The sequence below is a fragment of the Polaromonas sp. genome, assembly GCF_036676035.1.
Classification (GTDB): domain Bacteria; phylum Pseudomonadota; class Gammaproteobacteria; order Burkholderiales; family Burkholderiaceae_C; genus Polaromonas.
This window is the reverse complement of record NZ_JAKFDR010000126.1, coordinates 18,956-44,261: the sequence shown is the minus strand read 5'-3', so window position 1 is coordinate 44,261 and position 25,306 is coordinate 18,956. Positions and strand designations below refer to the sequence as shown.

The following is a 25,306-nucleotide window of genomic DNA, read 5'->3' as shown; positions in this document are numbered from 1 at the left end:
GACGTTATTCGTGCCCTGGAGGTTTTATGTCTATTTCGTTTCCGATTGACCGGGCCGCTCTTGCCGCCCTGATGATTGCCATGGGGCCGCCCTCATGGTCTGCCGACCCCTTGACCCTGGTGGAGGCGCAGCGCATTGCCGTGGGCCAGTCCCAGCAATTGGTGGCCCAGGATGCGCTCACCACGGCCGCCCGCGAGCAGGCCGTGGCGGCCGGCCAGCTGCCTGACCCCGTGCTCAAGCTGGGCGTCGACAACCTGCCGCTCAACGGCGCGGACCGCCTTAGCCTGACGCGCGACTTCATGACCATGCGCCGCATTGGCGTCATGCAGGAGATTCCGCGCGCCGAAAAACGCCAGCTCAGGGCCGAGCGGTTTGAACGTGACGCGCAACGGGTGCAGGCAGAGCGGCAGCGGACGCTGGCCAATGTGCAGCGCGACACGGCGCTGGCCTGGCTGGACCGCTACTACACCCAGGCCATGCGCGAACTGGTTGGGCAGCAGATCGAGGAAACCCGGCTGCAGGTGCAGTCCGCCGACATTGCCTTTCGCAGCGGCCGGGGCAGCCAGGCTGACGTGTTCGCGGCCCGCGCCGCCGTGATCGGGTTGCAGGACCGTCTCAGCCAGGTCGATCGCCAGTTGCGCAGTGCCGGCCTGATGCTGGCCCGATGGGTGGGCGCTGCCGCCGCCGAGCGATCGCCCGCCGGGCCGCCGCCGTGGCAAAGCACGCCGCTGCGGGGCGAGGTTTCGAGCGAGCACCTCAAGCAGCACCCTGATCTGCTGGCCATCAGCGCCGAGATGGATGCCTTTGACACCGAAGCACGGCTCGCTCAGGCCAACAAGCGGTCCGACTGGAGTGTCGAGGCCAGCTACAGCCAGCGCGGCTCGGCCTACTCCAACATGCTCTCGATCGGCGTATCGATCCCGCTGCAATGGGATCAGCAAAAGCGCCAGAACCGTGAGGTGGCCGCCAAGCTGGCCATGGTCAATGAGGCCAAGGCGCGCTACGAAGACATGCTGCGCAGCCGTGAAGCCGAGGTGCGCGGCCTGCTCAACGACTGGCAAACCGGCAAGGACCGGGTGGCCCGCTACCGTGACGAACTGGTCCCCACGGCCCGGCAGCGCGCCGAGGCGGCCCTCACGGCCTACCGCACCGGCAAGGGCGACCTGGCCGGTGCGCTGGCCGCGCGCCGCGACGAGATTGATGCCCACCTGCAGGCCCTGACGCTTGAAATGGAAACGGCGCGCTCCTGGGCCCAGCTCAATTTTCTGATTCCCGACCACGGCACTGCAACGCCCGCCAAGGACCAACCATGAACAAGAAGTTCCTCATTGCCGCACTGATTGCGGCCGGCTTGCTAGTCGCGGCCGGTTACGGCCTTTACAGCCTGGGCATGAAACGCGGCAGCACCATGGCTGCCACCAGTGCGCCCGCCAACACCGGTAGCCAGAGTGTTGCGCCCTCGGCTGGCCCCCAGAGCACCGCTGAGGGCGAAGAAGCGACCCGCCGCCACATCAGCGCCGGCCTCAAGGCGGGCGACACCGATCCGGTCAGCGGCCGCAAGATTCTTTACTACCACGACCCCATGGTGCCGGGCAACAAGTTCGACAAGCCGGCCAAGTCGCCCTTCATGGACATGATGCTGGTGCCGGTCTATGGCGGGGGTGACGCCGACCAGGGCCAGGTCACCGTCAGCCCGCGCATCCAGCAGAACCTGGGCGTGCGCACGGCCGCAGTGACCGAAGGCATGTTGTCGCCGCAGCTTGCTGCCGTGGGCAGCATTGCCTTCAACGAACGCGACCAGGCCATCGTGCAGGCGCGCGCCACGGGCTATGTGGAACGGCTGCATGTGCGTGCCACGCTGGACCGCGTGGCCAAGGGCCAGCCGCTGGTGGATTTGTATGTGCCCGACTGGGTGGCAGCGCAGGAGGAGTTTTTGTCGCTGCGCAGCATGCAGGGCAAGGACCTGGCGCCGCTGGTCGATGGGGCCCGCCAGCGCATGCGCCAGGCGGGCATGAGCGACGCGCAGATCGCCCACGTGGAAGCCAGTGGCAGGGCGCAGGCGCGCGTCACGGTGACGGCGCCGCTGGGCGGCGTGGTGGTGGAACTGCTGGCGCGCGAAGGCATGACCGTGACGGCCGGGACCACGCTGTTTCGCATCAACGGCTTGTCCACCGTGTGGGCCAACGCCGAGGTGCCCGAGAGCCAGTCGGCCCTGCTGCGCCCGGGCGCCAAGGTGCAGGCCCGCAGCCCGGCGCTGCCTGGCACGACCTTCGACGGCAAGGTGCAGGCCATCCTGCCCGAGGTCAACCCGGCCACGCGCACGCTCAAGGCCCGTCTGGAGCTGGCCAACCCAGGCGCACGCCTGGTGCCTGGCATGTTCGTGCAGATGCAGTTCATGGACATGCGCGCCGAAAAAGCCCTGCTGGTTCCGACCGAGGCGGTGATCCAGACCGGCAAGCGCACGGTGGTGATGCTGGCGGAAGACAACGGCCGCTTCCGGCCGGTCGAGGTGGAAGCGGGCATTGAAAGCGGCGGCCAGACCGAGATCAAGCGCGGTCTGCAGGCCGGCCAGCGTGTCGTGGTGTCGTCGCAGTTCCTGATCGACTCCGAGGCCAGCCTCAGGGGCGTGGAAGCCCGGCTGAACGAGGCGCCCAAGCCGGCTGCGGCCAACACCGCCGCGCGCCACGAAGGCGAAGCGAAGGTGGAGGCCATAGCCAAAGACGCCATCACACTGTCCCATGGCGCCATCCCCTCGCTCAAGTGGGGGCCCATGACCATGGACTTCAAGCTGCCGCCGGCCGGGGCGCTGCCGCGCAAGCTGGAGGCAGGAGATCGGGTCACGTTTGAGTTCTACATGGATGCGGACGGACTGCCTCAGTTGACCCGCGTCTCTCCCATGGCTTTTGCGCCAGGGACCGCAGGGGGTAAAAAGTGATTGCCCGTCTCATCCACTGGTCCATCGCCAATCGCTTCCTGGTGCTGCTGGCCACCCTCATGGTGAGTGCCTGGGGCGTGTACTCGGTGCTCAGGACGCCGCTGGACGCCTTGCCCGACCTGTCCGACGTGCAGGTCATCATCCGCACCACCTACCCCGGGCAGGCCCCGCGCATTGTCGAAAACCAGGTCACCTACCCGCTGACCACGACCATGCTGTCGGTGCCCGGCGCCAAGACGGTACGCGGCTACTCCTTCTTCGGCGACTCCTTCGTTTACGTGCTGTTCGAGGACGGCACCGACCTCTACTGGGCCCGCTCGCGGGTGCTGGAGTACCTGAACCAGGTGCAGTCGCGCCTGCCGGCGGCAGCCAAGGCCTCGCTCGGGCCGGATGCGACGGGCGTGGGCTGGATTTACCAGTACGCGCTGGTCGACCGCAGCGGCACGCAGGACGCCTCGCAGCTGCGCGCGCTGCAGGACTGGTTTCTCAAGTACGAGCTGAAGACGGTGCCGAACGTGGCCGAGGTCGCCTCGGTGGGCGGCATGGTGCGCCAGTACCAGATCGTGCTCGATCCCGACAAGCTGGCTGCCTACGCGATCCCGCATACCCGGATCGTGGAGGCGCTGCAGAAGGCGAATCAGGAGGCCGGCGGTTCGGTGCTGGAACTGGGTGAGGCCGAGTACATGGTGCGGGCCTCGGGCTATCTGCAGAGCCTGGACGATTTCCGCTCTGTCCCGCTGATGACCACGCCGGCCGGCGTCTCGGTGCGTCTGGGTGACGTGGCTCGCATCCAACTGGGCCCGGAAATGCGGCGCGGCATCGGCGAACTTGACGGTGAAGGCGAAGCAACGGGCGGCATCATCGTGATGCGTTCCGGCAAGAACGCGCTGGAAACCATTGCCGCCGTGAAGGCCAAGCTCGCGTCGTTGCAGGCCAGCCTGCCCAAAGGCGTGGAGATCGTGCCGGTGTACGACCGCTCCGGCCTGATCGAACGCGCCGTGGACAACCTGACGCACAAGCTGTTCGAGGAGTTCCTGGTTGTGGCCGTGGTGTGCTTCCTCTTCCTGTTCCACCTGCGTTCGGCCTTCGTGGCCATCATCTCGCTGCCGCTGGGCATTCTGGCCGCCTTCGTCGTCATGTACTACCAGGGGGTGAACGCCAACATCATGTCGCTGGGCGGTATTGCGATCGCCATCGGTGCCATGGTCGATGCGGCGGTGGTGATGATCGAGAACGCCCACAAGCACCTGGAGCATTGGAGCCACGACCATCCGGGCGAAACGCTGCGGGGCGAGGCGCGCTGGCGGGTCATCGGTGACGCGGCGGCGGAAGTCGGGCCGGCGCTGTTCTTCTCGCTGCTGATCATCACGCTGTCCTTCATCCCGGTGTTCACGCTGGAAGCCCAGGAAGGCCGCCTGTTCTCGCCGCTGGCCTTCACCAAGACCTATGCCATGGCGGCGGCGGCCGGTTTGTCGGTCACGCTGATCCCGGTGCTGATGGGCTACTTGATCCGCGGGCGAATTCCCGATGAAAAGAGCAACCCGCTGAACCGCTTCCTGATCGCGCTCTATCGGCCTCTGCTGGACGTGGTGCTGCGTGCGCCGAAACTCACCTTGTTGGCCGCCGGCGTCATTTTGCTGACCAGCCTCTGGCCGCTGCAGCGCATCGGCGGCGAGTTCATGCCGCGGCTGGACGAAGGCGACTTGCTCTACATGCCCTCGGCCTTGCCGGGACTCTCGGCTGGCAAGGCGGCCGAGCTGCTGCAGCAGACCGATCGCCTGATCAAGACCGTGCCCGAAGTGGCCAGCGTCTACGGCAAAGCCGGCCGCGCCGAAACCGCCACCGACCCCGCGCCCATGGAGATGTTCGAGACCACCATCCAGTTCAAGCCGCGCGAGCAATGGCGCCCGGGCATGACGCAAGACAAGCTGGTGGAAGAGCTCGACCGCATCGTCAAGGTGCCGGGCCTGGCCAATATCTGGGTGCCGCCCATCCGCAACCGCATCGACATGCTGGCCACCGGCATCAAGAGCCCGGTGGGCGTGAAGGTGGCCGGCACCGACCTTGTCACGATTGATCGGCTGACCGGCGAGATCGAGCGCGCGCTGAAAGACGTGCCGGGTGTCAGCAGTGCGCTGGCCGAGCGCCTGACCGGTGGGCGCTATGTGGACGTCAACATCCGCCGCGATGCCGCCGCCCGCTTCGGCCTGAACATCGCCGACGTGCAGTCGGTGATCAGCTCGGCGGTGGGCGGCGAGAACATCGGCGAGACCGTCGAAGGCCTGCAGCGCTTCCCGATCAATGTGCGTTATCCGCGCGAGATCCGCGATTCATTGGAAAAACTGCGCAGCCTGCCCATCGTCACCGAGCGCGGCGCGCGGCTGCTGCTGTCGGATGTGGCCGACATCCGCATCACCGATGGCCCGCCCATGCTGCGCAGCGAGAACGCCCGGCTGTCGGGCTGGGTCTATGTGGACATTCGCGGGCGCGACTTGCGCTCGGCGGTCCGGGACATGCAAAAAGCCGTCGCCGAAAAGGTCCAGCTGCCGCCGGGCTACTCGATCTCCTGGTCCGGTCAGTTCGAGTTCCTGGAGCGCGCCACGGCCAAGCTCAAGGTGGTGGTGCCCTTCACCCTGCTCATCATCTTCGTGCTGCTGTACCTGACCTTCAAGCGCTTCGGCGAGGCGCTGCTGATCATGGCCACCTTGCCGTTTGCGCTGGTGGGCGGCATCTGGCTGCTGTACCTGCTGGGCTACAACCTGTCGGTGGCCGGGGCCGTGGGCTTCATTGCGCTGGCCGGCGTCTCGGCCGAATTCGGCGTGATCATGCTGCTGTACCTGAAGAATGCCTGGGAGGAACGGATCGAGCAGGACAAGACCCGCGAGGCCGATTTGCGCGATGCCATCCGGGAGGGTGCCGTGCTGCGCGTGCGGCCCAAGGCCATGACGGTGGCGGTGATCCTGGCCGGCTTGTTTCCCATCATGTGGGGCACGGGGACCGGCTCGGAAGTGATGCAGCGCATCGCCGCGCCCATGGTCGGTGGCATGATCACCGCGCCACTGCTGTCGATGTTCGTGATTCCGGCGGCGTATTTGCTGATGCGCCGGCCGCGCCCTTAATTGAACGAGGCGTCGAACCGGCTGCGGGCGGCCTGCAAGGCCTTGTGGTGGCGCTCGGCCCAGTGGTCGAGCGGAATCAGCGTTTCGCTCAGGGACATGCCCAGTGCACTCAGCTGGTATTCCACATGCGGCGGCACCGTCTGGTGATCGGTGCGCAGCACCAGGCCGTTGCGCACCAGCTCCTTCAAGGTTTGCGTCAGCATTTTTTGCGACACGCCTTCAATCTTGCGCAGCAACTCGTTGTTGCGCATCGGCCCGGCCGCCAGCGCGGGAATGATGAGCAGCGCCCATTTGCTGGCGACCAGCTCCAGCGCCTGGCGGGAAGGGCAGGCCTGGCTAAACACATTTGTGCCATGGGTGGATGGCTCAGGGCTTAATTTCATGGTTACCAAAAGGTGCGTACTTGCCTGCGAGTAATCGTAAACCTAAGCTTGCGGCTCATCAACTCACTTGACTGAAGAAAGAAGGATTTAACGATGGCCTGGATCACCTTAATCGCCGCAAGCATTGTCGAAATCGCGATGGCCTTGCTCCTCAAATCGTCCCACGGCTGGACCCGGCTCTGGCCCAGCGTGCTGGGTGTCACCGCGGCCGGGGCCAGCATCTTTTTCCTGACGCATGCCGTCAAAACCCTGCCCGTGGGCACCGCCTATGCCATCTGGACCGGGATTGGCTCGGTCGGGGTGACGGCCATCGGCATCTTGTGGATGGGCGAGGGCGCCTCGCCGCTGCGCCTGCTTTGCATTGCCCTCATCGTGGCCGGCATGGTCGGCCTGCGGCTGATGGATGGCGCCTGAAAACCGCGGCCTTACGCCGCCAGGCGCTGGCTGGCAAACAGCACCTGGTCGATCACCGCCTGCACGTTTTTGCGGTGTGCGTCATTGACCAGCTGGCCTTGTGCGTCAAACGCCTCGCCGGCGCGGCCCAACGCAAAGTTGCGCGGGGCGACCCAGCATTCCACATTGAGCAGCAGCGGCGCGAGGTGGCTTTGCGAGCGCAGGCCGCCCAGCGCGCCGGGCGAGGCGCTCAGGATGCCGACCACCTTGCCGCGCGAGAACTTGAATTCGTCGGTCCAGGCCGGGTCGGACTTGACCGGGCTGGAGGCCCAGTCGATGGTGTTCTTGAGCAGGGCGGAGTAGCTCGCGTTGTACTCGGGCGAGCAGATGATCCAGGCCGGGTGCTCGAACATGATCTGCTTGAGCTTCATCACGTCGGGCGGCGTGCCCTTGGCCTCGAGGTCGGCGTTGTACATCGGGATGTCAAAGTCAGCCAGCTCGATGTGGGTGACCTCGGCGCCGCTGGCGCGCGCCAGCCCTGCCGTGACGTGGGCCAGTTTGCGGTTGAAGGAGTTCTGGCGAGTGCTGCCGGCAAAGATGAGAAGTTTCATGCCCGCTATTGTGCCGGGGCAGCAAGGTGAATGTGCAAGCTTGAGATGAGCAGAGTTAATTATGTACGATCGGTGTTTATTATGTGTTTTAACTATAAAACACGATTAAAATTCTCCGATCGGGGATATTTTTGATCTTTTCCCATGTGGCATAAAAATATCCACCGAACGGAGAAATTCAATGACTCTCTTTATCCCCATTAGCTCTACAGCAGACCTGGGTGCCGCCATCCGGGAGCGGCGTATGGCGGCCCGTCTGACTTTGGCGGTCGCTGCACCGACATGCGGCGTTAGTGTCAAATTTTTGCAGGCGCTGGAAACCGGCAAGCCGACCGTGCAATTTGACAAGGCGGTGCATGTGGCGCGCCAGTTTGGCATCCATCTGGTCATCGGGGCTGCACCGTGAATGCGCCGGCCGATGGCTTGATGATTTGGGTTGAAGGCGGGCACGCCGCCACCTTGCACCATGTTGATGAGGCGTTTGAGTTGACCTACACGCCTTGGTGGCAGGGCAACGGGGGTTATGCTTTTTCACCACATTTGCCGCTCGGCGAGGCCACGCGCGGTGCTGCTGTCAGGAATTTCTTCAGCAATTTGCTGCCTGAAGGGCATGCACTGGAAAGTCTGTCGCGCGCGCACCAGGTCAGCAAGCATGATGTCTTTGGCATTCTGAAAAAAGTAGGACGGGACTGTGCCGGCGCGCTGGTGCTGACCGAAGAAGGGCAAACCCCGGATCAGCCGGATAAGCCCGATCAGGCCTATCAGCCTGTTTCCGCTCTGGACCTGAACCAGCGCATTACCGAGGCCAGGGCCGAAGATGTGCCGCTGATGTTCTGGCAAGGCAAGCGCCGCATGTCTTTGGCCGGCGTGCAAAACAAGCTGGGGATCTACCTCACGCTGGACGAGGGCTTTGAGCTGCCCATCGACGCGGCACCCACATCGCACATTTTGAAGGTGGGCGATCCGAAGCATGGGGATATTGTTGCCAATGAGTATTTCTGCATGCAACTCGCCCGCGCCGTCGGCTTGGACGTGCCCGATACGCTGTTCAAAAAACTGCCGGAACCGGTGCTGCTGGTCCAGCGCTATGACCGTCTATGGGATGTGCCGATCTCGGGGGGCTTGCGTCGCATTCATCAGATCGACGGGTGCCAGGCTTTGAACCTGCCACCGGAGCAAAAGTATGAGGAGCCTCATTACGAATACGCGCCCCCTGGTGCCAGCGTGGCCGATATCGTCAAGCTGGCACAGCTGTGCCGTATCCCCGCTGGCGCGCAAACCACCCTTCTGAACTGGGTGCTGTTCAATTACCTCATTGGCAACAGCGATGCGCATGCCAAAAACATCTCGTTCTTGGTCAATCCGCTGCGCCAGACGCATCAGGCGCTGGAGCTAGAGGTGGGTATGAGTGTGGCGCCGCTGTACGACCTGGTTTGCGGTGCGGTGTACGGTTACCACGACATGGCTCAAACCATTGGAGGGGAGAGCAACTTTGCCGTGCTGGATCGCAGCCACTGGGCACAACTGGCCAAAGACTGCGCGGTGCCCGAGGTGCTGCTGCAGCGCCTGGCCGCAAACCTGCTCAAGCGCATGATGGCAGCATTGCCCAGGGTGGCGGCTGCCGTGGCCGAGGAAACTGGCGCAGAGCTTGTACAGCGGGTTCATGCCCTGGTCGCGGAGCATTGCGACCGGCTGCAACTCAATTTGGCGGCAAAAAGAGGGCGGCCGGCGAATTGATGGGGGCGGCCCGCCGGGCCATGCCAGGCTTTAGGATTTGGTGGCGGTACTGGCTTTTTTGCTGCCGCCGTTTTCCTGGTCCTGCGGATCCAGCGGAACGAAGGGCCCCTGCATGCGCATGCGCAGGTAGCGCTCGCCGTCGGGCGAGTTGAACACGCGGAACAGTTTGACCAGGGCCAGCACCACGCCGATGGCGAAGAGAACGAGGATCAGTTTCTGGGTATCAGTCACGGTTTATCCCTTTCTGAAGGGGCCCATTCTCCTGCATCCTTGTGATCGATATGCAGTGGTGAGCACCCGGACCCGATTGGGCAACAGAAGCCGGCATTTGGCAAGCCCGTTCCTGGCCGGCACCGGTGAACACGGGTTTCAACGAATTTCTCAAGGTTTTTTGGCATCGAGCCCGCGTGGAATATGTGGTTATAGCTATAAAATTCATAGCAAAATGACCGGCCTGGGTCATCGTCAGGGTGGCGAGGCGCTATTGTCCGTACGCGGCACGAAACAAGGCCTGCCTGATAAAATTGATCTTTGGTCCTTTCGGGACAGGCAAGGCCTGTGCGTTGTTGCATGCGGCCTGGCGTGTCGGCGCGCCAGCCGCAGCCGGCGTGAGCGGCGACGTGGCCGCCGACATAGTGCAGCTCCATGGCGTACAGGCATCTGGCCTGAAGGCCGCTTTATTGAAGGAGGCGTGATGCAATCGCCTTATATTTATCCGCAAGAGTTTGACGTGATCGTGGTCGGTGGCGGTCATGCTGGCACCGAGGCCGCGTTGGCCGCTGCCCGCATGGGCTGCAAGACCTTGCTGCTTTCGCACAACATCGAGACCTTGGGCCAGATGAGCTGCAACCCCTCGATTGGCGGAATTGGCAAGGGCCACCTGGTCAAGGAGGTCGATGCCATGGGCGGCGCGATGGCGTTGGCCACCGACGAAGGCGGCATCCAGTTCCGCATTCTCAACAGCTCCAAGGGGCCGGCCGTGCGTGCCACCCGGGCGCAGGCCGACCGCATTTTGTACAAGGCCGCGATCCGCCGCATGCTGGAAAACCAGCCCAATTTGTGGCTGTTCCAGCAGGCCGTCGATGACCTGATGGTGGAGGGCGACCGCGTGGTGGGCGCCGTCACGCAGGTCGGCATCAAGTTTCGCTCGCGCACGGTGGTGCTCACGGCGGGCACGTTCCTGGACGGCAAAATCCACGTCGGGCTGAACAACTATGCCGCCGGCCGGGCAGGGGACCCGCCCGCCGTGTCGCTCTCCAGCCGGCTGAAAGAGCTCAAGCTGCCGCAGGGTCGTCTGAAAACCGGCACGCCGCCGCGCATCGACGGCCGCAGCATCGATTTTTCCAAATGCACGGTGCAGCCCGGCGACGGCATGCCCGGCGGCGTCGGCAACACGGTGCCGGTATTCAGCTTCATGGGCGCGGGCATCCCGCACCCGCAGCAAATGCCCTGCTGGATCACCCACACCAATGAGCGCACGCACGAGATCATCCGTTCCGGCTTTGACCGCAGCCCCATGTTCACCGGCAAGATCGACGGCGTGGGCCCACGCTACTGCCCGAGCGTGGAAGACAAGATCAACCGCTTTGCCGACAAGGAAAGCCACCAGATTTTCCTGGAGCCCGAAGGCCTGACCACGCACGAGATCTACCCCAACGGCATCTCGACCAGCCTGCCCTTCGACATCCAGTACGAGCTGGTGCGCTCCATGGCCGGCATGGAAAACGCCCACATTCTGCGGCCCGGCTACGCCATCGAGTACGACTACTTCGACCCGCGCTCGCTGAAAACCACGTTTGAGACCCGCGCCATCGGCGGCCTGTTCTTTGCCGGGCAGATCAACGGCACCACCGGCTATGAAGAGGCGGCGGCCCAGGGCATGTTTGCCGGCATCAATGCCGCGCTGCAGTGCCAGGGTAAAGACGCCTGGCTGCCGCGCCGCGACGAGGCCTACCTGGGCGTGCTGGTCGATGACCTGATCACCAAGGGGGTGACCGAGCCTTACCGCATGTTCACCAGCCGGGCCGAGTTCCGCCTGCAGCTGCGCGAAGACAACGCCGACATGCGCCTGACCGAAGCGGGGCGCAAGATGGGCCTGGTCGACGATGCCCGCTGGGACGCCTTCAACCGCAAGCGCGATGCTGTTTCACGTGAAACAGAACGGCTGCGTTCCCTGTGGGTCAACCCCAACAACTTGCCGGCGGCCGAGGCCGAGCGGGTGCTGGGCAAGGCGATTGAACGCGAGTACAACCTGGCCGATCTGCTGCGCCGCCCGGACGTGAACTACGCGGGGCTGATGTCGCTGGATGGGGGCAAATATGCCAACCCGGACATTGCCGTGGGCGCGGTGGATGTTTCACGTGAAACCGCCTCGGCCACGGCCCTGTCGGCCGACTTGGTCAAAAGTGTGGTCGAGCAGATCGAAATCACCGCCAAGTACGCCGGCTACATCGACCTGCAAAAAACCGAGGTCGAGCGCGCTGCTACTTACGAAAACCTCAAGCTGCCGGCCGACCTGGACTACATGCAGGTCTCGGCGCTGAGTTTTGAGGTGCGGCAAAAGCTGGCCAAGCACCGGCCCGAGACGCTGGGCCTGGCCTCGCGCATCTCCGGCATCACACCGGCCGCTATCTCGCTGCTGCTGATTCACCTGAAAAAGAACCTCTGGAAAAACACCGCGCAAAGCCAAACCGCTGATCAAGCTGCTGACCAGACGGTGGCGGGATGACGGCGGCCGAGAAGGACTTGCGCGCCGGACTGGGCGCGCTGGGGCTGGCATTGACCGACGCACAGGTCGGCCAGTTGCTGGACTACCAGGGCCTGATCGCCAAGTGGACCCAGGTTTACAACCTGACGGCGGTGCGCGACCCGTCTGAAATGCTGACGCACCACCTGCTGGACAGCCTGGCGGCCGTCGCGCCTTTGCAGCGCCATCTGCAACAGGCCGGGCTGGAGCAGGGCAGTCGTCTGCTTGACGTGGGCTCGGGTGCCGGCTTGCCGGGTGTGGTGATCGCCATTTGCTGCCCGGCCGTCGCCGTGACCTGCGTCGATACGGTGGCCAAAAAAGCCGCCTTCATCAAGCAGGCGGCGCTGGCGCTCAAGCTGCCCAACCTGGCCGGCCTGCATGCGCGGGTAGAAGCCATCACCGAACCTTATGACGTGGTCTGCTCGCGGGCCTTTGCCTCGCTGGCGGATTTCACCCGTTGGTCGCGTCAGGCACTCAAGCCGCAGGGCGTCTGGCTGGCCATGAAGGGCAAGCACCCGGCGGACGAGATGGCCGTCTTGCCACCGGACGTGGAAGTGTTTCACGTGGAACAACTGACCGTGCCGGGGCTGGGCGCCGAGCGCTGCATTGTCTGGCTGCGGAAAAAAACCAGCCTGCAACTCTCTTAAATAGCGCACAAGGGGGTCTGCACCAGCCGGGGCCGCGAAACCGGCTTTGCCGGGCCGCAGGTGCAACGGCCCCCGAGGGGCTGACGTCCGCGGCTCCAAGCCTGCCTGCGCAGGCTTGGACGGACGGAAGAACCGCTGCGTCTCGCAGTGGCACGTCCAGCGCATTACACGAAGTGTTCTCGAAGAGCGGCGAAGCCAAAAGCGTGGGGGCCACACCCTGTAAACTCAAGCCCTCTACCTCGAGGGGAAATTCCATGTTGGGCTCATTTGTCGGCGTTGCCGATTACGGTGCTTTTGTCTTTGCGATCATCATTTTTCTGCTCATTCCCGGTCCCGGGAATCTGGCGCTGATTACCTCCACCAGCAAGGGCGGCATCGCTGGCGGTCTGGGCGCGACCCTGGGTGTCATAGCCGGTGACCAGGTCTTGCTCTGGGCTGCCGTGGCCGGCGTGTCGGCTGTCATGGCGGCGTATCCGACCGCGTTCAGTGCCGTGCAGTGGCTGGGCGCTGCCTACCTGGCCTGGCTGGGCATCAAGATGCTGATCGCCAAGCCCGGCGACGCGCCGATTTTGCAAATCAGGCCGCGCCATTACTTTCGCCAGGCTGTGCTGATCACCCTGCTCAACCCCAAGGCGATTGTGTTTTACATGGCCTTCTTCCCGCTGTTTGTCGATCCGGCCCAGCACCAGGGTCTGAAAACCTTTGGCGTGATGGCGGCGACGATTGCCTTCTTGACCTTTCTCTACGGCCTGGTGGCGGTGCTGCTCACCCACTTTCTGGCCGAGCGCATCAAGGCCAACCCGCAAATCTCGTCTGCGCTGGGCAAGCTGGCGGGCGTGTTTTTGGTCGGCTTCGGCATCAAACTGGCGATCTCTAAATGAACACAGAACTCAAGCAATCGCCCAATGAACAATTTTTCGAAGGGCCGCCCCAAGAAAAATTAGCCCCCTCGGGGGGCAGCGCAGTACACGAAGTGACAAGCGTGGGGGCCAGGAAAGCCAAAATATTCTGCGTTGCCAACCAAAAGGGCGGGGTGGGCAAGACCACCACCACAGTCAATCTGGCAGCGGGCTTGGCCAAGGTCGGCCAGCGTGTGCTGATGATTGACCTCGATCCGCAGGGCAACGCCACCATGGGTTCGGGCGTGGACAAGCGCAAGCTCGAGCTCACGGTCTACGACGTTCTGCTCGAATCGGCCTCGGTGATGGAGGCCCGGGTGAAAAGCGAGAAGTGCGGCTACGACGTGCTGGGCGCCAACCGCGAGCTGGCTGGCGCCGAGGTCGAGCTGGTCGAGGTGGAGCGGCGCGAAAAGCGCCTCAAGCTGGCGCTCGAAGCAGTCCGCAGCCACTACGACTTCGTGCTGATCGACTGTCCGCCCTCGCTCTCCATGCTGACCCTCAACGGCCTGTGCTGCGCGCACGGCGTGATCGTGCCCATGCAGTGCGAGTACTTTGCGCTCGAGGGGCTGACCGATCTGGTCAACACCATCAAGCAGGTGCATGCCAACCTCAACAAGGACCTGCAGATCATCGGCCTGCTGCGGGTGATGTTCGACCCGCGCATCACCCTGCAGCAGCAGGTCAGCGACCAGCTCAAGGAGCATTTTTCCGACAAGGTGTTCAACACCGTGATCCCGCGCAACGTGCGCCTGGCCGAAGCGCCCAGCTACGGTCTGCCCGGCGTGGTGTTCGACCCGTCCTCCAAAGGCGCGCAGGCCTTCGTCACGTTTGCCGAAGAAATGGTGCTGCGCATCAAGGCCATGTGAGCATGCTAAGCGGGTTCAATGCCAAATCTGGCCCTAGCCCAAGCAATACCTGAGCAATCAGCTATCAAAATAATAGCAAATAAGTTTCTCGCCAGCATGAAAGCATCCAACGTCCTGATCCTGCCCGGCTGGCAAAACAGCGGCCCCGACCATTGGCAAAGCCGCTGGGAGCGCACGCACGCCTACCAGCGCGTGGAGCAGCACGACTGGATGCGGCCGCTGCGCGGCGACTGGATTGCGCGGCTTGAAGACGTGCTGCTGGCCTGCGATGTCGAGCGTGATGGGCCCGCCGTGCTGGTGGCGCACAGCCTGGGCTGCATGCACATTGCGGCATGGGCTTCCCATTCCAAAAATACGCACCGCGTCAAGGGCGCGCTGCTGGTGGCGCCGCCCGATGTAGAGCGCGACGACGTGCGCCAGATGCTGCCGGGCTGGGCCCCGGTGCCGCGGCTCTTGCTGCCTTTTAAAACCGTCGTCTTTGCCAGCAGCGACGACCCTTTCTGCGCGCCGGAGCGGGCACTGCTGTTCGCCGCGGCCTGGGGGGCCGAGCTGATAGATGCCGGCCCGCGCGGCCACCTCAATGCCGAGAGTGGCCTGGGTGACTGGCCCGAAGCCCATGCACGGCTGCGTGCGCTGACGCAGCTTTAAGCCCCGCCTGAATTTGATTGAAGAGAAAGACGAGAAGAGTATGGTCACCAAAAAACCAAAAGGCCTGGGCCGCGGACTGGAAGCCTTGCTGGGCCCCAAGGTCAGCGAGTCGGCAGGCGCCGACGGCGCCGCCGACAGCGCCCCTGGCCTGCCGGCTTCACTGCTGCTCACCGACATGGTGGCCGGCCAGTACCAGCCGCGCACCCGCATGGACGAAGGCGCCTTGTACGAGCTGGCCGAGTCCATCAAGATGCAGGGCATCATGCAGCCTATCCTGGTGCGGCGCCTGAACAGCGGCGCGCACGACGGCAAGTACGAAATCATCGCCGGCGAGCGGCGCTTCCGCGCGGCCAGGCTGGCCGGCCTGGACAGCGTGCCGGTGCTGGTGCGCGACGTGCCCGACGAGTCGGCCGCGGCCATGGCGTTGATTGAAAACATCCAGCGCGAAGACCTTAATCCGCTCGAAGAAGCCTATGGCCTGCAACGCCTGACCAAGGAGTTTGGGCTCACTCACGAGTTGGCCGCGCAAGCCGTGGGCCGTTCCCGCAGCGCCGCCAGCAACCTGCTGCGCCTGCTCAATCTGGCCGACCCGGTGCAGACCATGCTGATGGCCGGTGACCTCGACATGGGCCACGCCCGGGCCCTGCTGGTGCTGGACAGGGCGACGCAAATCACCGCTGCCAACCAGATTGCCGCCAAGAAAATGTCGGTGCGCGAGGCCGAGAGCCTAGTCAAGAAACTGGGCGCCGAGTTTTCACTCAAGCCGCAAAAAGCCACCAAAGAGAAGTCCCGCGACATCCGCCGCGTGGAAGAAGAACTGGCCGATCTGCTGATGGCCGAGGTGGAAGTGCGCGTCAAAAAACAGGTCAAGCGCAATGGCCGGCGCGAAGACATGGGCGAGCTGGCGATCCAGTTTGGCTCGCTGGACGAACTCAACGGCCTGATCGATCGCCTGCGCGGCCCCAATAAAGCGTGAACAGGCTCTAAAGGAGGGCGCATGAAACCTGTGGCATGGGTCCTGGCCTGCACGCTGGCCGTGGCGCTGCCCACGGCGGCCCAGCAGCGCAGCAATGCGTTTGACGACCCGTTCGTGCAGGTCACCTCGGCCATCGCGGCCTGCCCGGTTCCCGCCGGCCCGCTGTACACCGAACAGGAGGCGCGCGACGCGGCCCATGTGCGCTCTCACCACGGCACCAGCTGCTACCGCTCGGGCCGCTGCCGCCTGCCCAACTCCTACCTGTACGACAGGGAGATGATTCCGCGCGTGGAGCAGTACATCCGGCTCGACGGGCGCTTCAACGACACCAGCGTGTGGGTGGTGGGCGAACGCCGGCTGGTCACGCTGCTGGGCTGCGTGCAATCCAAAGAACAGGCCGATGCGCTGGAAAAAGCCGTGTGGCTGGTGGACGACGTGATGGGCGTCATCAACTACCTGGGCGTGCCCGGTGAGGCGCCGCGCTACCCGCTGGCCAAGTAGCCTTCGCGCTAGAAGAGAAGTGCATAGTCAGCTGGGTACTTGTTCTTGTACCAACGCATGAAATCGCGATAACGCCCAGGTTAACCGACCGCGTTGAACCGACACGACAGTTAGACCTTGTTTGGTGGCGAAGGGAACTGTATTCCAAGTGACCTCCCGTAGGATTCCAGCGCCTGAGCGGCGGCCAAGCCGAAGCGCCACAGAGTGATGATCGTGTCGTACAGTTCGTGCGCCTGCAACCGAACCCGCTCACCGAGTTGAAAGGTACGCTCGTTGTCAACGAAATGAAGCTCCAGCATGGAATCTTCCGTGGTCGCTACCCCTGGCTGATCAATGACGAGTTCCTGACCAGTCTCTTGGCCTCGTGCAACGAGCTTGGCATGTAGAAAAAAGAGTTTGAGGGTTCCCGTTTCGTCTACGTCTAGCGTGGAGACCGTGCCAAGTCGGTGCACGACGCAAGTTCGGGCCTTGTTTAGGCTTAATACGTTCGCGTTGAAGCGAGTTGAAACGCCAAACTGCCGTTCAAGCTTCTTAAGCTTCTGCGGTAAGTGGAGACGGTGGTTCGTGCGCGGGAGCTCATGGAAGATTCTGTGAAGCTCAGCGCCGTTAGCAGACCCCTTTGCCGCGACTGGCAATACTTCGCAGACTTGGAGGCACTCGTCGAGAAAGAGCCCCGTTCCTTCGATTGCATCTCTGAGGAACCCCCTTAGCAACCAGTCCTGAGCCTCTGCCTTGGCATCTTCGTGTTTGAGTTGCGCCCCGTTGGCGGGCACAAAGCTTCCGAATTCGCGTTGCTCCGCGATCTGCTCGGCAGTTACCTGATCACAGCCGACCTGAAGCACCTTCGTCACGTCAAGTTGATGCTGAAGGCGCCGGAAGAAAGTCGCCTGAAGTGCGACGAGGTCAATGTGGAGATTCAGCGGATCAGGCGACATTTGCAAGGCTCAACGAACAGCTATGTTGCGTGTTTATGAGGGATCAACGTTGGCGCTCAGCGGACGGCGAAGCCATTCGATGGAGCAACTGGTTAAAGCTACTTCCACTCATGTGACAGTAGCTCGTTTGGTATTGGGTCACCCCATGTTTTCCAGCCTTTGCTCTCCAGCCGTTCAAACCACTGGTCACGTCGGGATTCAGGAAGACGAACGCCGCAGAAGGGACAGTGCTGAATTTGAAGAACTTCGGCCGAAGGCTGACAGATAAGCCCATATTCATTAAAGACAGGCGACCAATAAATCCGCTTGTCTGTCGATCCGAGTAAGGGGCTTTTTGCATCCAGGGCGGACATGTTGACCTGCTCAGACATTTCCGAGCAACAATGTTCTTTGGCATATAGCCGCTCTTCGGTCAGGACGAGAGAGAAGGTCATAAGCTTTAACGTTGGAGCTGACCGGCACGCAAGACATGCCGCGAAGCGGCTTCCTGATGTTGCGTGTCCGCGTCGAGCGACCAGTTATGCAGCATCACTAGACGCCGAAATGCTGTTATAGAGATTTCTGCCTTCTTCTGACAGTCCCCAGTTTGCGACCTTCCCAGCTCCTGCCTGAACAGTTAGATCATTGATACTAAGCCAGTCCAGAGCTTTCTTGACAGTGCTAGTCGTCTGACCTGTCTCTTGAGCTATTCCACCAGCTGTGCGCCACGTGTACTTCGAATTGCCAAGGGCTTTCACGACTCTGCGTGTCGCTTCGTCAAGGCCATAGGCTTTGACCGTGATGCCAATGCTCGCTGCTTCAGGCGCTGGCTCCGCTTCCTTCGCCATCATGACTTCCACTCGTTTCTCGAGCATCTCTGCCTCAAAGCCAGCGCCTTTGAAGCGCTTAAGTTTTTCGATATTCGAAAACGCTAAGCCGATGGCGGCTGCCAATATGCATAGACTCATTTCGGTTGGCTTACCAAGCAATCCGAATGCAACTGGTCCCGCCAGCAGCACTGCGAAGGCAGCTATTTGCGCAATCTGATTAATCATTGAGAGAGCCTTTGTGCTGCATAACGTCCGCTCGATGGAGGGGTTAGACCTCATGCGTTCTCCAATAGCAAGATCGCGGCGTCACGCACACCAGAGGCAACCACAGTAAGTGCTTCATCAATGTCATGCCACGTCGTCACTGCTTTGCCGTCGGTAGGCAACGCCTTGAGGCGACCTAGCGGCGACTTAGTCCAGAGGCAACTTCGAAGAATCACGGGAATGACCTTCGCTTCGCCGTCCGCCTCGCGCTCAAGCGCCTTCTCAAGCTCGATGTCGTAGCAGTACTTCGAGTTAATGAAATCGATGCTCACAAGTGTCAGCACGATGTCCGCTTGAGACAGTTTCTTGGCGATCTCCTTGTCCCAATCATCGCCAGCTTGGACTTGATGATCCACCCAAACCTCAACCAAGTTCTCGTGCTCAAGCGGACGGAGGTGGCGAACGAGCCGATCTTTCAAGTCCTTGTCGATGTGGCTGTAGGACACGAAGAGCCGAAGCCGCTCTGTCTTCTTGTTCCCAGCGAGTGCCACCAAGCCGCCCCGCCCGCGCTTCACGACGATTTGCTCCTCTTGCCTGAGTGAGCTGTGTATCGCCCGGTATTTGGCTTTCTCCCAATTGAGCTCGGTGCGAAGGCTCTCGTTGTTCACGAAGCCTCCGTCATTTCCCGCGAGCTTCGCAAGTCGCTTCAAGAACAGGTCGCGGTCGCTCGTACGGGCCAAGATGATCTCCTGTGAGGTCTAATTTGATGTTTCCCGCAAAACCGCGGAAATAACCGGCAGCTTGCCGGATAACATGGCGCGCAGTTTTCGAGCTTCTTCATGATTGACAAGAGGTTACACCAATCGACTGGGTAAACCTAGAAACAGCAGTTGACCGCTCGCAAACTTCAGGAAAGCCGCATGCACATTGACTTTTCGCCCTTCGATCGCGTTCACCTTCTGGGTGATAGCGCTATGCGCCCGATTGCACCGTGCTCGACGCGCCATGCTGCGTTGTTCCGCCTTGTGGGCAGAAGCCCACTGCGTTGTCTCGCCTTGCCTGGCACGCCGATCACGGCGCACTCGGGCGCATTCAACTGCCGTTTCTAGGTTAAACGCACCGGTATATTGGATTTGGCAAAGTCGCCGGCCCCTTGAGCGTGGTGTCCGGCGTGGCCGCCCGCTTCTGGCCGTACCGGGCGTTGGCGGGTCAGGCGCTGCGTGATGCGAGTGCGAGAGCGGCCGCATCAAGAACGGCGTGTTCGGGTCTTGTGATGAAAAATGGTCTTGGCCCTTGCCAATTAGGCGTTGACGGCTATCAAAAGAATAGCTAATCTGCGGCGCCCGCCACCAGCTGCTGGTTCAGTGGCTCAGTAAGTTCGCGTTCCTGGCCAGCCACTCGGCCTGCGCCGCCAGCACCGAGGGGGCGGAACGGCCCGTTAGCTGCGCATACACGGCAGGCGCCGTGGCGCCCTCGGTGCTGATGAGCAGCACGCGTGCATCGAGGCCCAGACCGGTTTGCTGGCGCAACGCTGGCGAGCCCGCCAGAACCTTCAGGGCCGCCAGCCCTGCAGCGCCTGATTCGCCGCTCAGCACGGGGACATCACCGGCCTCGCCCGAAGCCAGCGTGCGCATGGCGTCCACCGCCTGTTCGTCGGAGACCGTCATGAAGAAGTCCACGGCCGGCTGAAGAAAGCGCCATGCGAGCGGCGAGGTTTCGCCGCAGGCCAGGCCTGCCATCACGGAGTCGACCGAGCCGGTGGCCGTGGCCGGGCGACCCAGCCGCGCGCTTTGGTACAGGCAGTCGGCCTGCTGTGGCTCGACCACGATGAAGGTTGGCCGCCGGGCACCGTAGCGTTCCCAGAGGTAACTGACGATGCCTGCTGCCAGGCCGCCCACGCCGCCCTGCAGGATTACGTGGGTGTAAGGGCAGGGTGCGGCAGCGGCCTCGGACTCCAGCAGTTCATCCACGATGGCGGCATAGCCCTGCATCACGTCGCGCGGAATCTCCTCGTAGCCCTCATAGGACGTATCAGACACCACCTGCCAGCCCTTGGCCGCTGCCAGGCGGGCGGCTTCCTGCACGGAATCGTCGTAGTTGCCGGTGATGCGCACGATCTCGGCGCCCAAGGCCGCGATCGGTGCTTCGCGCTCAACGCTCACCTGGGCGTGCAGCACGATCACGCAGCGGCAACCCAGGCTCTTGGCCGCGGCCGCGAGCGCGCGGCCGTGGTTGCCGTCGGTGGCGCTGATGACCACCAAGTCTTTCAAGTCCTGCGCATGCCGGCCGGCCAGCAGGTCCTCCGGCTTGAAGGTTCTGTCGGGCCAGCGGCGCTGGATCAGGCGCAGCAGGGCAATCGGCGCGCCCAGTACCTTGAAGCTGCCCAGCGGCGAGCGCCTTGATTCATCCTTGACGCTGATCTGCCCGACCGACAGGCGCTGCGCCAGTTGCGGCAGTTGCCAGACCGGCGTGGCGCCGGGATTCAGGACCGACCAGTGCGACAGCCAGCGCCGGCTTTCGCGCGCCTGGGCTATGTTCATGACTTGATGCAGGGCGGCGTCATAGGCGCCACGCCGGACGAGTGGGTTGGGGATCAGCATGAGAAGGTCTTTCAAGGCGGGCATCAATGCGGCAAGCGGATGCGCGCAAGCTCGGCGAAGTAGCGCGCGCCGACGGGCAGCACGCTGTCATTGAAGTCGTAGCGCGCGTTGTGCAGCGGCGTTGCGCCTGGGGCGCCGCTGTCGCCATTGCCGATGAACACAAAGGCACCCGGTACCACGCGAAGAAAGGCGCCGAAGTCCTCGGAGATCATCATGGGCTGCACGTTGCCATCCACCTTGTCGGCCCCGGCGACGGCGGTGGCCGCAGCCAGGGCCGTGGGCACACACTGGTCCCAATTGACGGTGGGTGCGAACTCATGGGTGTACTCAAACGCGCATTCGGCGCCGTGGGTGCGGCAGATGCCAACGCTGACCTCGCGCAGGCGTTGTTCCAGCAAGGCCTGCACCTCGGGCGCGTAACTGCGCGTGTCACCCTTGATGATCACGTTGGAGGCAATGGCATTGCGGATGCCATCGGTGATGAACTCGGTGCAGGAGATGACCGCCGGCAGGCTCGGGTCCAGCGAGCGCGAGACGATGGTCTGCAGCGCCAGCACGATCTCGGCGGCAATCACGAGGGGGTCCACGCCCATGTGCGGGCGCGCGGCGTGGGTGCCGCGCCCTTTCACGTGGATGACGAAGTTGTCCTCGCTGGCCATGATGCCGCCCGCGCGGGTCGCAAAGTGGCCGGCCGGCAGGCCTGGCATGTTGTGCGCCCCATAGATCTCGTCCACCGGGAAGCGTTCGAACAGGCCATCGTCCATCATGGCCTTGGCGCCGCGCCCATGCTCCTCGGCCGGCTGGAAGATAAAGCGCACCGTGCCATTGAAGTTGCGCCGCTCGCGCAGCAGCTGGGCCGCGCCCAGCACCATGGCCATGTGGCCGTCGTGGCCGCAGGCGTGCATGCGGCCCGGCGTCTGCGAGGCATGGGCCCGGCCTTGCGCCGTCTCGGTGATGGCCAGCGCGTCCATGTCGGCGCGCAGGCCAATCACGCCCTTGCCGTCGCCCACCGTCAGGTTGGCCACCAGGCCGGTGCCGCCAATGCCGCGGTGCACCTCCAGGCCCAGCGCCTTGAGCACGCTGGCCACATAGTCGGCGGTGCGTACTTCTTCAAACCCTGTTTCGGGGTGGCGGTGCAGGTGGTGACGCCAGCGAACCAGTTGCGGCTCGAAATCAGAGGGGGGTCATGGCGGGCTCCAGTGTCGGGTGATCCATGCACTGATCTTAGGAAGCATGGTTGAGACGATTTATCAATCACAGATGAGATTTGAGTTCTTTGACTCATTAATACAAATCTGGTGAAATAATTTCCCACGATCAATCAGCTTGTGAGGCTTTCCATGACCCTGGACCGGCTCGACACCCAGATCCTGAACCTGCTGCAGCAGGACGCAACCGTGCCGCTGCGCACGCTGGCCGAACAGGTGCACGCCTCGCCCGCCACCTGCCAGCGGCGCATTGCCCAACTCAAGGCAAACGGGGTGCTGCTCAAGGAGGTGGCCATCGTGGACCGTCTGCGCGTCGGCCGGCCCTTGACGGTGTTCGTCTCGGTCGAGCTGGACAAGCAGAACGACGCGCTGCTGCGCAATTTCGAGAAGAAGATGGCCGCCGAGGGTGACGTGATGGCGTGCTATGAAGTGTCGGGCGAGTTCGACTTCCTGCTGATCGTCAACTCGGCGTCCATGGAGCGCTACCACGCGTTCACGCGTGAGGTGTTTTCATCAAACAACAACGTGCGCAATTTCAAAAGCACCTTCGCCATGAACTGCTCCAAGTTCGAGACGAAGATACCGCTGGCAGCGCCGGCGCAGTGATAGTGGCATGTGGCCTTCATTCGCCACGGCAGGGCGCTGTCGGTCCGTGATGGATACTCCAGGGTGTCTCAACTATTTGCGATCTGAACAGAACCATGCCCACCATCCCAGCCTGCCCCCAATGCGCTTTGGAGAATACCTACCCGGACGGCGACAACTATGTTTGCGCCGACTGCGGCCATGAATGGCCCATGCTGGAGGCCGCAGACGCTGATGACAGCGCAGACGCCGTGGTCAAGGATGCCAATGGCAACGTGCTGGCCGACGGCGACGCCGTGGTGCTCATCAAGGACCTGAAAGTCAAGGGCTCGTCCATCACCCTCAAAATGGGGACCAAGGTCAAAAGCATTCGCCTGGTCGGCGGCGACCATGAGGTGGACTGCAAAATGGATGCCGGCAGCTTCATGCTGAAAGCCTGCTACCTGAGGAAGGCCTGAACGCCCGCACTCTGACTGACATGAATCCCAGCTACGACCCCGCCAAGCCGCATCACCGCCCGCAAGGCTTCCAGAACGTCCACACGGAATTCACGCCGAAAAGCCTGGCGGACGTGCTGCGCTGGCGCTGGGACGCGTCGCGCCGGGGTTTGCCGCCGCCGCCGCAGGCGCCCATTCCCAGGCTTGCGCCGGACCTCGACTTTCTGCACCGCAACGCCAGGGCGGCGGCACGGATGCAGCCAACGGTCACCTGGGTAGGCCATGCGACGGTGATGGCGCAGCTGGGCGGGCTGACGCTGCTGACCGACCCGATCTTCTCGGAGCGTGCCTCACCGGTTTCCTTCCTGGGGCCGAAACGCCAGCAGCCGCCCGGCATCCTGGCGCGTGACCTGCCCCATGTGGATCTGGTCCTGGCCTCGCACAATCACTATGACCACCTGGACGAAGCGTCGGTGGACGCGCTGAACCGGCAGAGCGGCGGCCCGCCCCTGTTCGTCGTGCCGCTGGGTCTGAAGTCCTGGCTGGCGGGGCGCGGGGTCCGCCATGCCGTGGAGCTGGACTGGTGGCAAAGCCACCTGCTGCAGGCGCCAGCTGGCGACGTGGAGGTCATGCTGGTACCGGCGCAACATTGGTCGGCGCGCGGCTTGACGGATCGGATGACGACGCTGTGGGGCGGCTTTGCCGTCTTCGCGCCAGATTGCCACCTCTTTTATGCGGGTGACACGGGTTACTCGCGGGACTTCACCGACATGCGCGCACGCTTCGCGCCGCGGCAAAGGCCGGAGCAGGGGGGCGGCTTCGATATTGCCTTGTTGCCCATCGGGGCCTATGAGCCGCGCTGGTTCATGGCGACGCAACATGTGAATGCGCAAGAGGCCGTCAAGATTCACCGCGACCTCGGCGCGAAACAGTCACTCGGCGTGCATTGGGGAACGTTTGAGCTGACGGACGAACCGCTGGATGAGCCGCCCAAAGCCTTGGCGGCCCAGCGCCGCGCCCAGGGCTTGTCGGAGGACGAGTTTTTTGTGATGGCGATTGGCGAAACGCGCGTGCTCAGGCCGCGTTGACGCTGCTGATCGCGTTGATGGGCTGTCTGAGTCGCCTGAGCGCACCCCGGACCACTTCCATGCTGTGGGCATACCCCACACGCTGGACCGCGATCTCGCGCTCTGCCATGATCAGGACATCTCCGCTCCCCCATGACGAACGCAAACCCGTCGTCGAACCGAAGCGATGGCCACACCCACCGTCCGCGTTGTTGCCGCAGCGCTCCTGTTGAGCATCACAGGGGCACAGGCCGTCGCAGCCGAAGACTTCGCGTCCGAGCGACGGCGGATGATGGAGGAGATCACGGCGCTCGTTCGCCAGACCCGCAACGAGATCGGCAAGCCAGCCCTTGATGAGCGCGTGATGGCTGTCATGGGGAAGGTGCCGCGACACGAGTTCGTTCCCGCTGACCAGCTTCCCCGTGCCTATCAGAACCGGCCCCTGCCTATCGGCCACGGGCAGACCATCTCGCAACCTTACATCGTCGCGCTGATGACCGATCTGGCCAGGGTGGAGTCCGGCCACAAGGTGCTCGAGATCGGTACCGGCTCGGGCTATCAGGCGGCGGTGATGGCGCATCTGGCCAAGGCCGTCTACACCATCGAAATCATCGAGCCGCTGGGGTTGCAGGCCACGCGACGCCTGCAGAGGCTGGGCTACGACAACGTCCAGGTGCGCCTGGGCGACGGCTACCACGGCTGGGAGGAGCATGCGCCGTACGACGCCATCCTCGTCACCGCGGCGGCCAGCCACATTCCGCCGCCGCTGATCCGCCAGCTCAAGGCCGGCGGCAGGATGGTGATTCCGGTGGGCGCGGCGTTCCTGACCCAGCAATTGATGCTGGTTGAGAAGAACCAGGACGGGACGGTCTCGACCCGGCAGATCCTGCCGGTGGCCTTCGTGCCGCTGACCGGCAAGCGTTGATATGAAATCCACCCCCGTTGCTGGCTCACTGCGTGTAGCCGCCTCCCCCCTCGAGGGGGCAACACCAGCGGCCCG

Annotated in this window: 26 protein-coding genes; 17 read left to right on the top strand and 9 right to left on the bottom strand. The window is 63.2% G+C overall.

Features of this window, described 5'->3' with window-relative positions; all coding sequences use genetic code 11:
• The first annotated feature begins 26 nt into the window (after positions 1–26).
• From V6M61_RS19925 to V6M61_RS19915, 3 genes are read left to right on the top strand one after another with little or no spacing between them, the layout of a single operon-like run.
• Positions 27–1,313 carry a TolC family protein gene (locus V6M61_RS19925; protein WP_332778345.1) on the top strand — a complete coding sequence of 429 codons (1,287 nt, stop codon included), beginning with the start codon at positions 27–29 and terminating at the stop codon, positions 1,311–1,313.
• Positions 1,310–2,935 carry an efflux RND transporter periplasmic adaptor subunit gene (locus V6M61_RS19920; protein WP_332778344.1) on the top strand — a complete coding sequence of 542 codons (1,626 nt, stop codon included), beginning with the start codon at positions 1,310–1,312 and terminating at the stop codon, positions 2,933–2,935. The genes V6M61_RS19925 and V6M61_RS19920 overlap by 4 nt, the downstream gene beginning before the upstream one ends.
• On the top strand, positions 2,932–6,054 hold the full coding sequence (locus tag V6M61_RS19915) for an efflux RND transporter permease subunit (RefSeq protein ID WP_332778343.1): 3,123 nt from the start codon (positions 2,932–2,934) through the stop codon (positions 6,052–6,054). The genes V6M61_RS19920 and V6M61_RS19915 overlap by 4 nt, the downstream gene beginning before the upstream one ends.
• On the opposite strand, the gene V6M61_RS19910 is transcribed toward V6M61_RS19915, so the two are convergent.
• A complete protein-coding gene (locus V6M61_RS19910) occupies positions 6,051–6,437 on the bottom strand; it encodes a winged helix-turn-helix transcriptional regulator (RefSeq protein ID WP_332778342.1) in 387 nt (128 codons plus the stop codon). The two genes, V6M61_RS19915 and V6M61_RS19910, sit on opposite strands and share 4 nt — an antisense overlap.
• 93 nt (positions 6,438–6,530) lie before the next feature.
• Here V6M61_RS19910 and V6M61_RS19905 point away from each other — a divergent pair, with 93 nt between their 5' ends.
• Entirely contained in the window at positions 6,531–6,851 is a 321-nt protein-coding gene (locus V6M61_RS19905) for a DMT family transporter (RefSeq protein WP_332778341.1), read from the top strand.
• Positions 6,852–6,862: 11 nt separating this feature from the next.
• On the opposite strand, the gene V6M61_RS19900 is transcribed toward V6M61_RS19905, so the two are convergent.
• The gene (locus V6M61_RS19900; protein ID WP_332778340.1) at positions 6,863–7,441 is read right to left on the bottom strand and encodes an NADPH-dependent FMN reductase; all 579 of its coding nucleotides are present in this window, start codon (positions 7,439–7,441) and stop codon (positions 6,863–6,865) included.
• Positions 7,442–7,622: 181 nt separating this feature from the next.
• Here V6M61_RS19900 and V6M61_RS19895 point away from each other — a divergent pair, with 181 nt between their 5' ends.
• The gene (locus V6M61_RS19895) at positions 7,623–7,847 is read left to right on the top strand and encodes a helix-turn-helix domain-containing protein (RefSeq protein ID WP_332778339.1); all 225 of its coding nucleotides are present in this window, start codon (positions 7,623–7,625) and stop codon (positions 7,845–7,847) included.
• 20 nt (positions 7,848–7,867) lie between these two features.
• A complete protein-coding gene (locus tag V6M61_RS19890; RefSeq protein WP_332778338.1) occupies positions 7,868–9,178 on the top strand; it encodes a HipA domain-containing protein in 1,311 nt (436 codons plus the stop codon).
• A 30-nt stretch (positions 9,179–9,208) separates the two neighbouring features.
• On the opposite strand, the gene V6M61_RS19885 is transcribed toward V6M61_RS19890, so the two are convergent.
• Entirely contained in the window at positions 9,209–9,409 is a 201-nt protein-coding gene (locus V6M61_RS19885; RefSeq protein WP_332778337.1) for a hypothetical protein, read from the bottom strand.
• 463 nt (positions 9,410–9,872) lie between these two features.
• Here V6M61_RS19885 and mnmG point away from each other — a divergent pair, with 463 nt between their 5' ends.
• From mnmG to V6M61_RS19850, 7 genes are all read left to right on the top strand, one after another.
• On the top strand, positions 9,873–11,906 hold the full coding sequence (mnmG, locus tag V6M61_RS19880; RefSeq protein WP_332778336.1) for a tRNA uridine-5-carboxymethylaminomethyl(34) synthesis enzyme MnmG: 2,034 nt from the start codon (positions 9,873–9,875) through the stop codon (positions 11,904–11,906).
• Positions 11,903–12,571 carry a 16S rRNA (guanine(527)-N(7))-methyltransferase RsmG gene (gene rsmG / locus V6M61_RS19875; protein WP_332778335.1) on the top strand — a complete coding sequence of 223 codons (669 nt, stop codon included), beginning with the start codon at positions 11,903–11,905 and terminating at the stop codon, positions 12,569–12,571. Before mnmG ends, rsmG begins: the two co-directional genes overlap by 4 nt.
• A gap of 254 nt (positions 12,572–12,825) precedes the next feature.
• On the top strand, positions 12,826–13,452 hold the full coding sequence (locus V6M61_RS19870; protein ID WP_332778334.1) for a LysE family transporter: 627 nt from the start codon (positions 12,826–12,828) through the stop codon (positions 13,450–13,452).
• The gene (locus V6M61_RS19865) at positions 13,449–14,336 is read left to right on the top strand and encodes a ParA family protein (RefSeq protein ID WP_332778333.1); all 888 of its coding nucleotides are present in this window, start codon (positions 13,449–13,451) and stop codon (positions 14,334–14,336) included. The genes V6M61_RS19870 and V6M61_RS19865 overlap by 4 nt, the downstream gene beginning before the upstream one ends.
• 96 nt (positions 14,337–14,432) lie before the next feature.
• On the top strand, positions 14,433–14,984 hold the full coding sequence (locus V6M61_RS19860) for an RBBP9/YdeN family alpha/beta hydrolase (protein ID WP_332778332.1): 552 nt from the start codon (positions 14,433–14,435) through the stop codon (positions 14,982–14,984).
• A gap of 40 nt (positions 14,985–15,024) precedes the next feature.
• Entirely contained in the window at positions 15,025–15,960 is a 936-nt protein-coding gene (locus tag V6M61_RS19855; RefSeq protein WP_332778331.1) for a ParB/RepB/Spo0J family partition protein, read from the top strand.
• A 21-nt stretch (positions 15,961–15,981) separates the two neighbouring features.
• Positions 15,982–16,461 (top strand): BON domain-containing protein, encoded by a 480-nt coding sequence (locus V6M61_RS19850; protein ID WP_332778330.1) that lies wholly within the window; start codon positions 15,982–15,984, stop codon positions 16,459–16,461.
• Between the two features lie 110 nt (positions 16,462–16,571).
• Here the strand turns inward: V6M61_RS19850 and V6M61_RS19845 are convergent, their stop codons facing one another.
• The 6 genes from V6M61_RS19845 to V6M61_RS19820 all read right to left on the bottom strand — a co-directional run bounded on the left by V6M61_RS19845 (position 16,572) and on the right by V6M61_RS19820 (position 22,169).
• On the bottom strand, positions 16,572–17,396 hold the full coding sequence (locus V6M61_RS19845) for a hypothetical protein (protein ID WP_332778329.1): 825 nt from the start codon (positions 17,394–17,396) through the stop codon (positions 16,572–16,574).
• A gap of 98 nt (positions 17,397–17,494) precedes the next feature.
• Positions 17,495–17,830, bottom strand: coding sequence for a DUF6980 family protein (locus V6M61_RS19840; protein WP_332778328.1), 336 nt, complete (start codon positions 17,828–17,830; stop codon positions 17,495–17,497).
• Between the two features lie 84 nt (positions 17,831–17,914).
• A complete protein-coding gene (locus V6M61_RS19835; protein ID WP_332778327.1) occupies positions 17,915–18,430 on the bottom strand; it encodes a hypothetical protein in 516 nt (171 codons plus the stop codon).
• A 50-nt stretch (positions 18,431–18,480) separates the two neighbouring features.
• Entirely contained in the window at positions 18,481–19,149 is a 669-nt protein-coding gene (locus tag V6M61_RS19830; protein ID WP_332778326.1) for a toll/interleukin-1 receptor domain-containing protein, read from the bottom strand.
• Positions 19,150–19,770: 621 nt separating this feature from the next.
• A complete protein-coding gene (locus tag V6M61_RS19825; protein WP_332778325.1) occupies positions 19,771–21,009 on the bottom strand; it encodes a diaminopropionate ammonia-lyase in 1,239 nt (412 codons plus the stop codon).
• A 23-nt stretch (positions 21,010–21,032) separates the two neighbouring features.
• Complete coding sequence (locus tag V6M61_RS19820; protein ID WP_332778364.1) at positions 21,033–22,169, bottom strand: M20 aminoacylase family protein; 1,137 nt, start codon at positions 22,167–22,169, stop codon at positions 21,033–21,035.
• A gap of 180 nt (positions 22,170–22,349) precedes the next feature.
• On the opposite strand from V6M61_RS19820, the gene V6M61_RS19815 reads away from it, so the two are divergent.
• The 4 genes from V6M61_RS19815 to V6M61_RS19800 all read left to right on the top strand — a co-directional run bounded on the left by V6M61_RS19815 (position 22,350) and on the right by V6M61_RS19800 (position 25,231).
• Complete coding sequence (locus tag V6M61_RS19815; RefSeq protein ID WP_332778324.1) at positions 22,350–22,823, top strand: Lrp/AsnC family transcriptional regulator; 474 nt, start codon at positions 22,350–22,352, stop codon at positions 22,821–22,823.
• A gap of 95 nt (positions 22,824–22,918) precedes the next feature.
• On the top strand, positions 22,919–23,260 hold the full coding sequence (locus V6M61_RS19810; RefSeq protein WP_332778323.1) for a zinc ribbon domain-containing protein YjdM: 342 nt from the start codon (positions 22,919–22,921) through the stop codon (positions 23,258–23,260).
• A 20-nt stretch (positions 23,261–23,280) separates the two neighbouring features.
• Positions 23,281–24,327, top strand: coding sequence for an MBL fold metallo-hydrolase (locus V6M61_RS19805; RefSeq protein WP_332778322.1), 1,047 nt, complete (start codon positions 23,281–23,283; stop codon positions 24,325–24,327).
• 166 nt (positions 24,328–24,493) lie between these two features.
• On the top strand, positions 24,494–25,231 hold the full coding sequence (locus tag V6M61_RS19800) for a protein-L-isoaspartate(D-aspartate) O-methyltransferase (RefSeq protein ID WP_332778321.1): 738 nt from the start codon (positions 24,494–24,496) through the stop codon (positions 25,229–25,231).
• Positions 25,232–25,306: the final 75 nt, after the last annotated feature.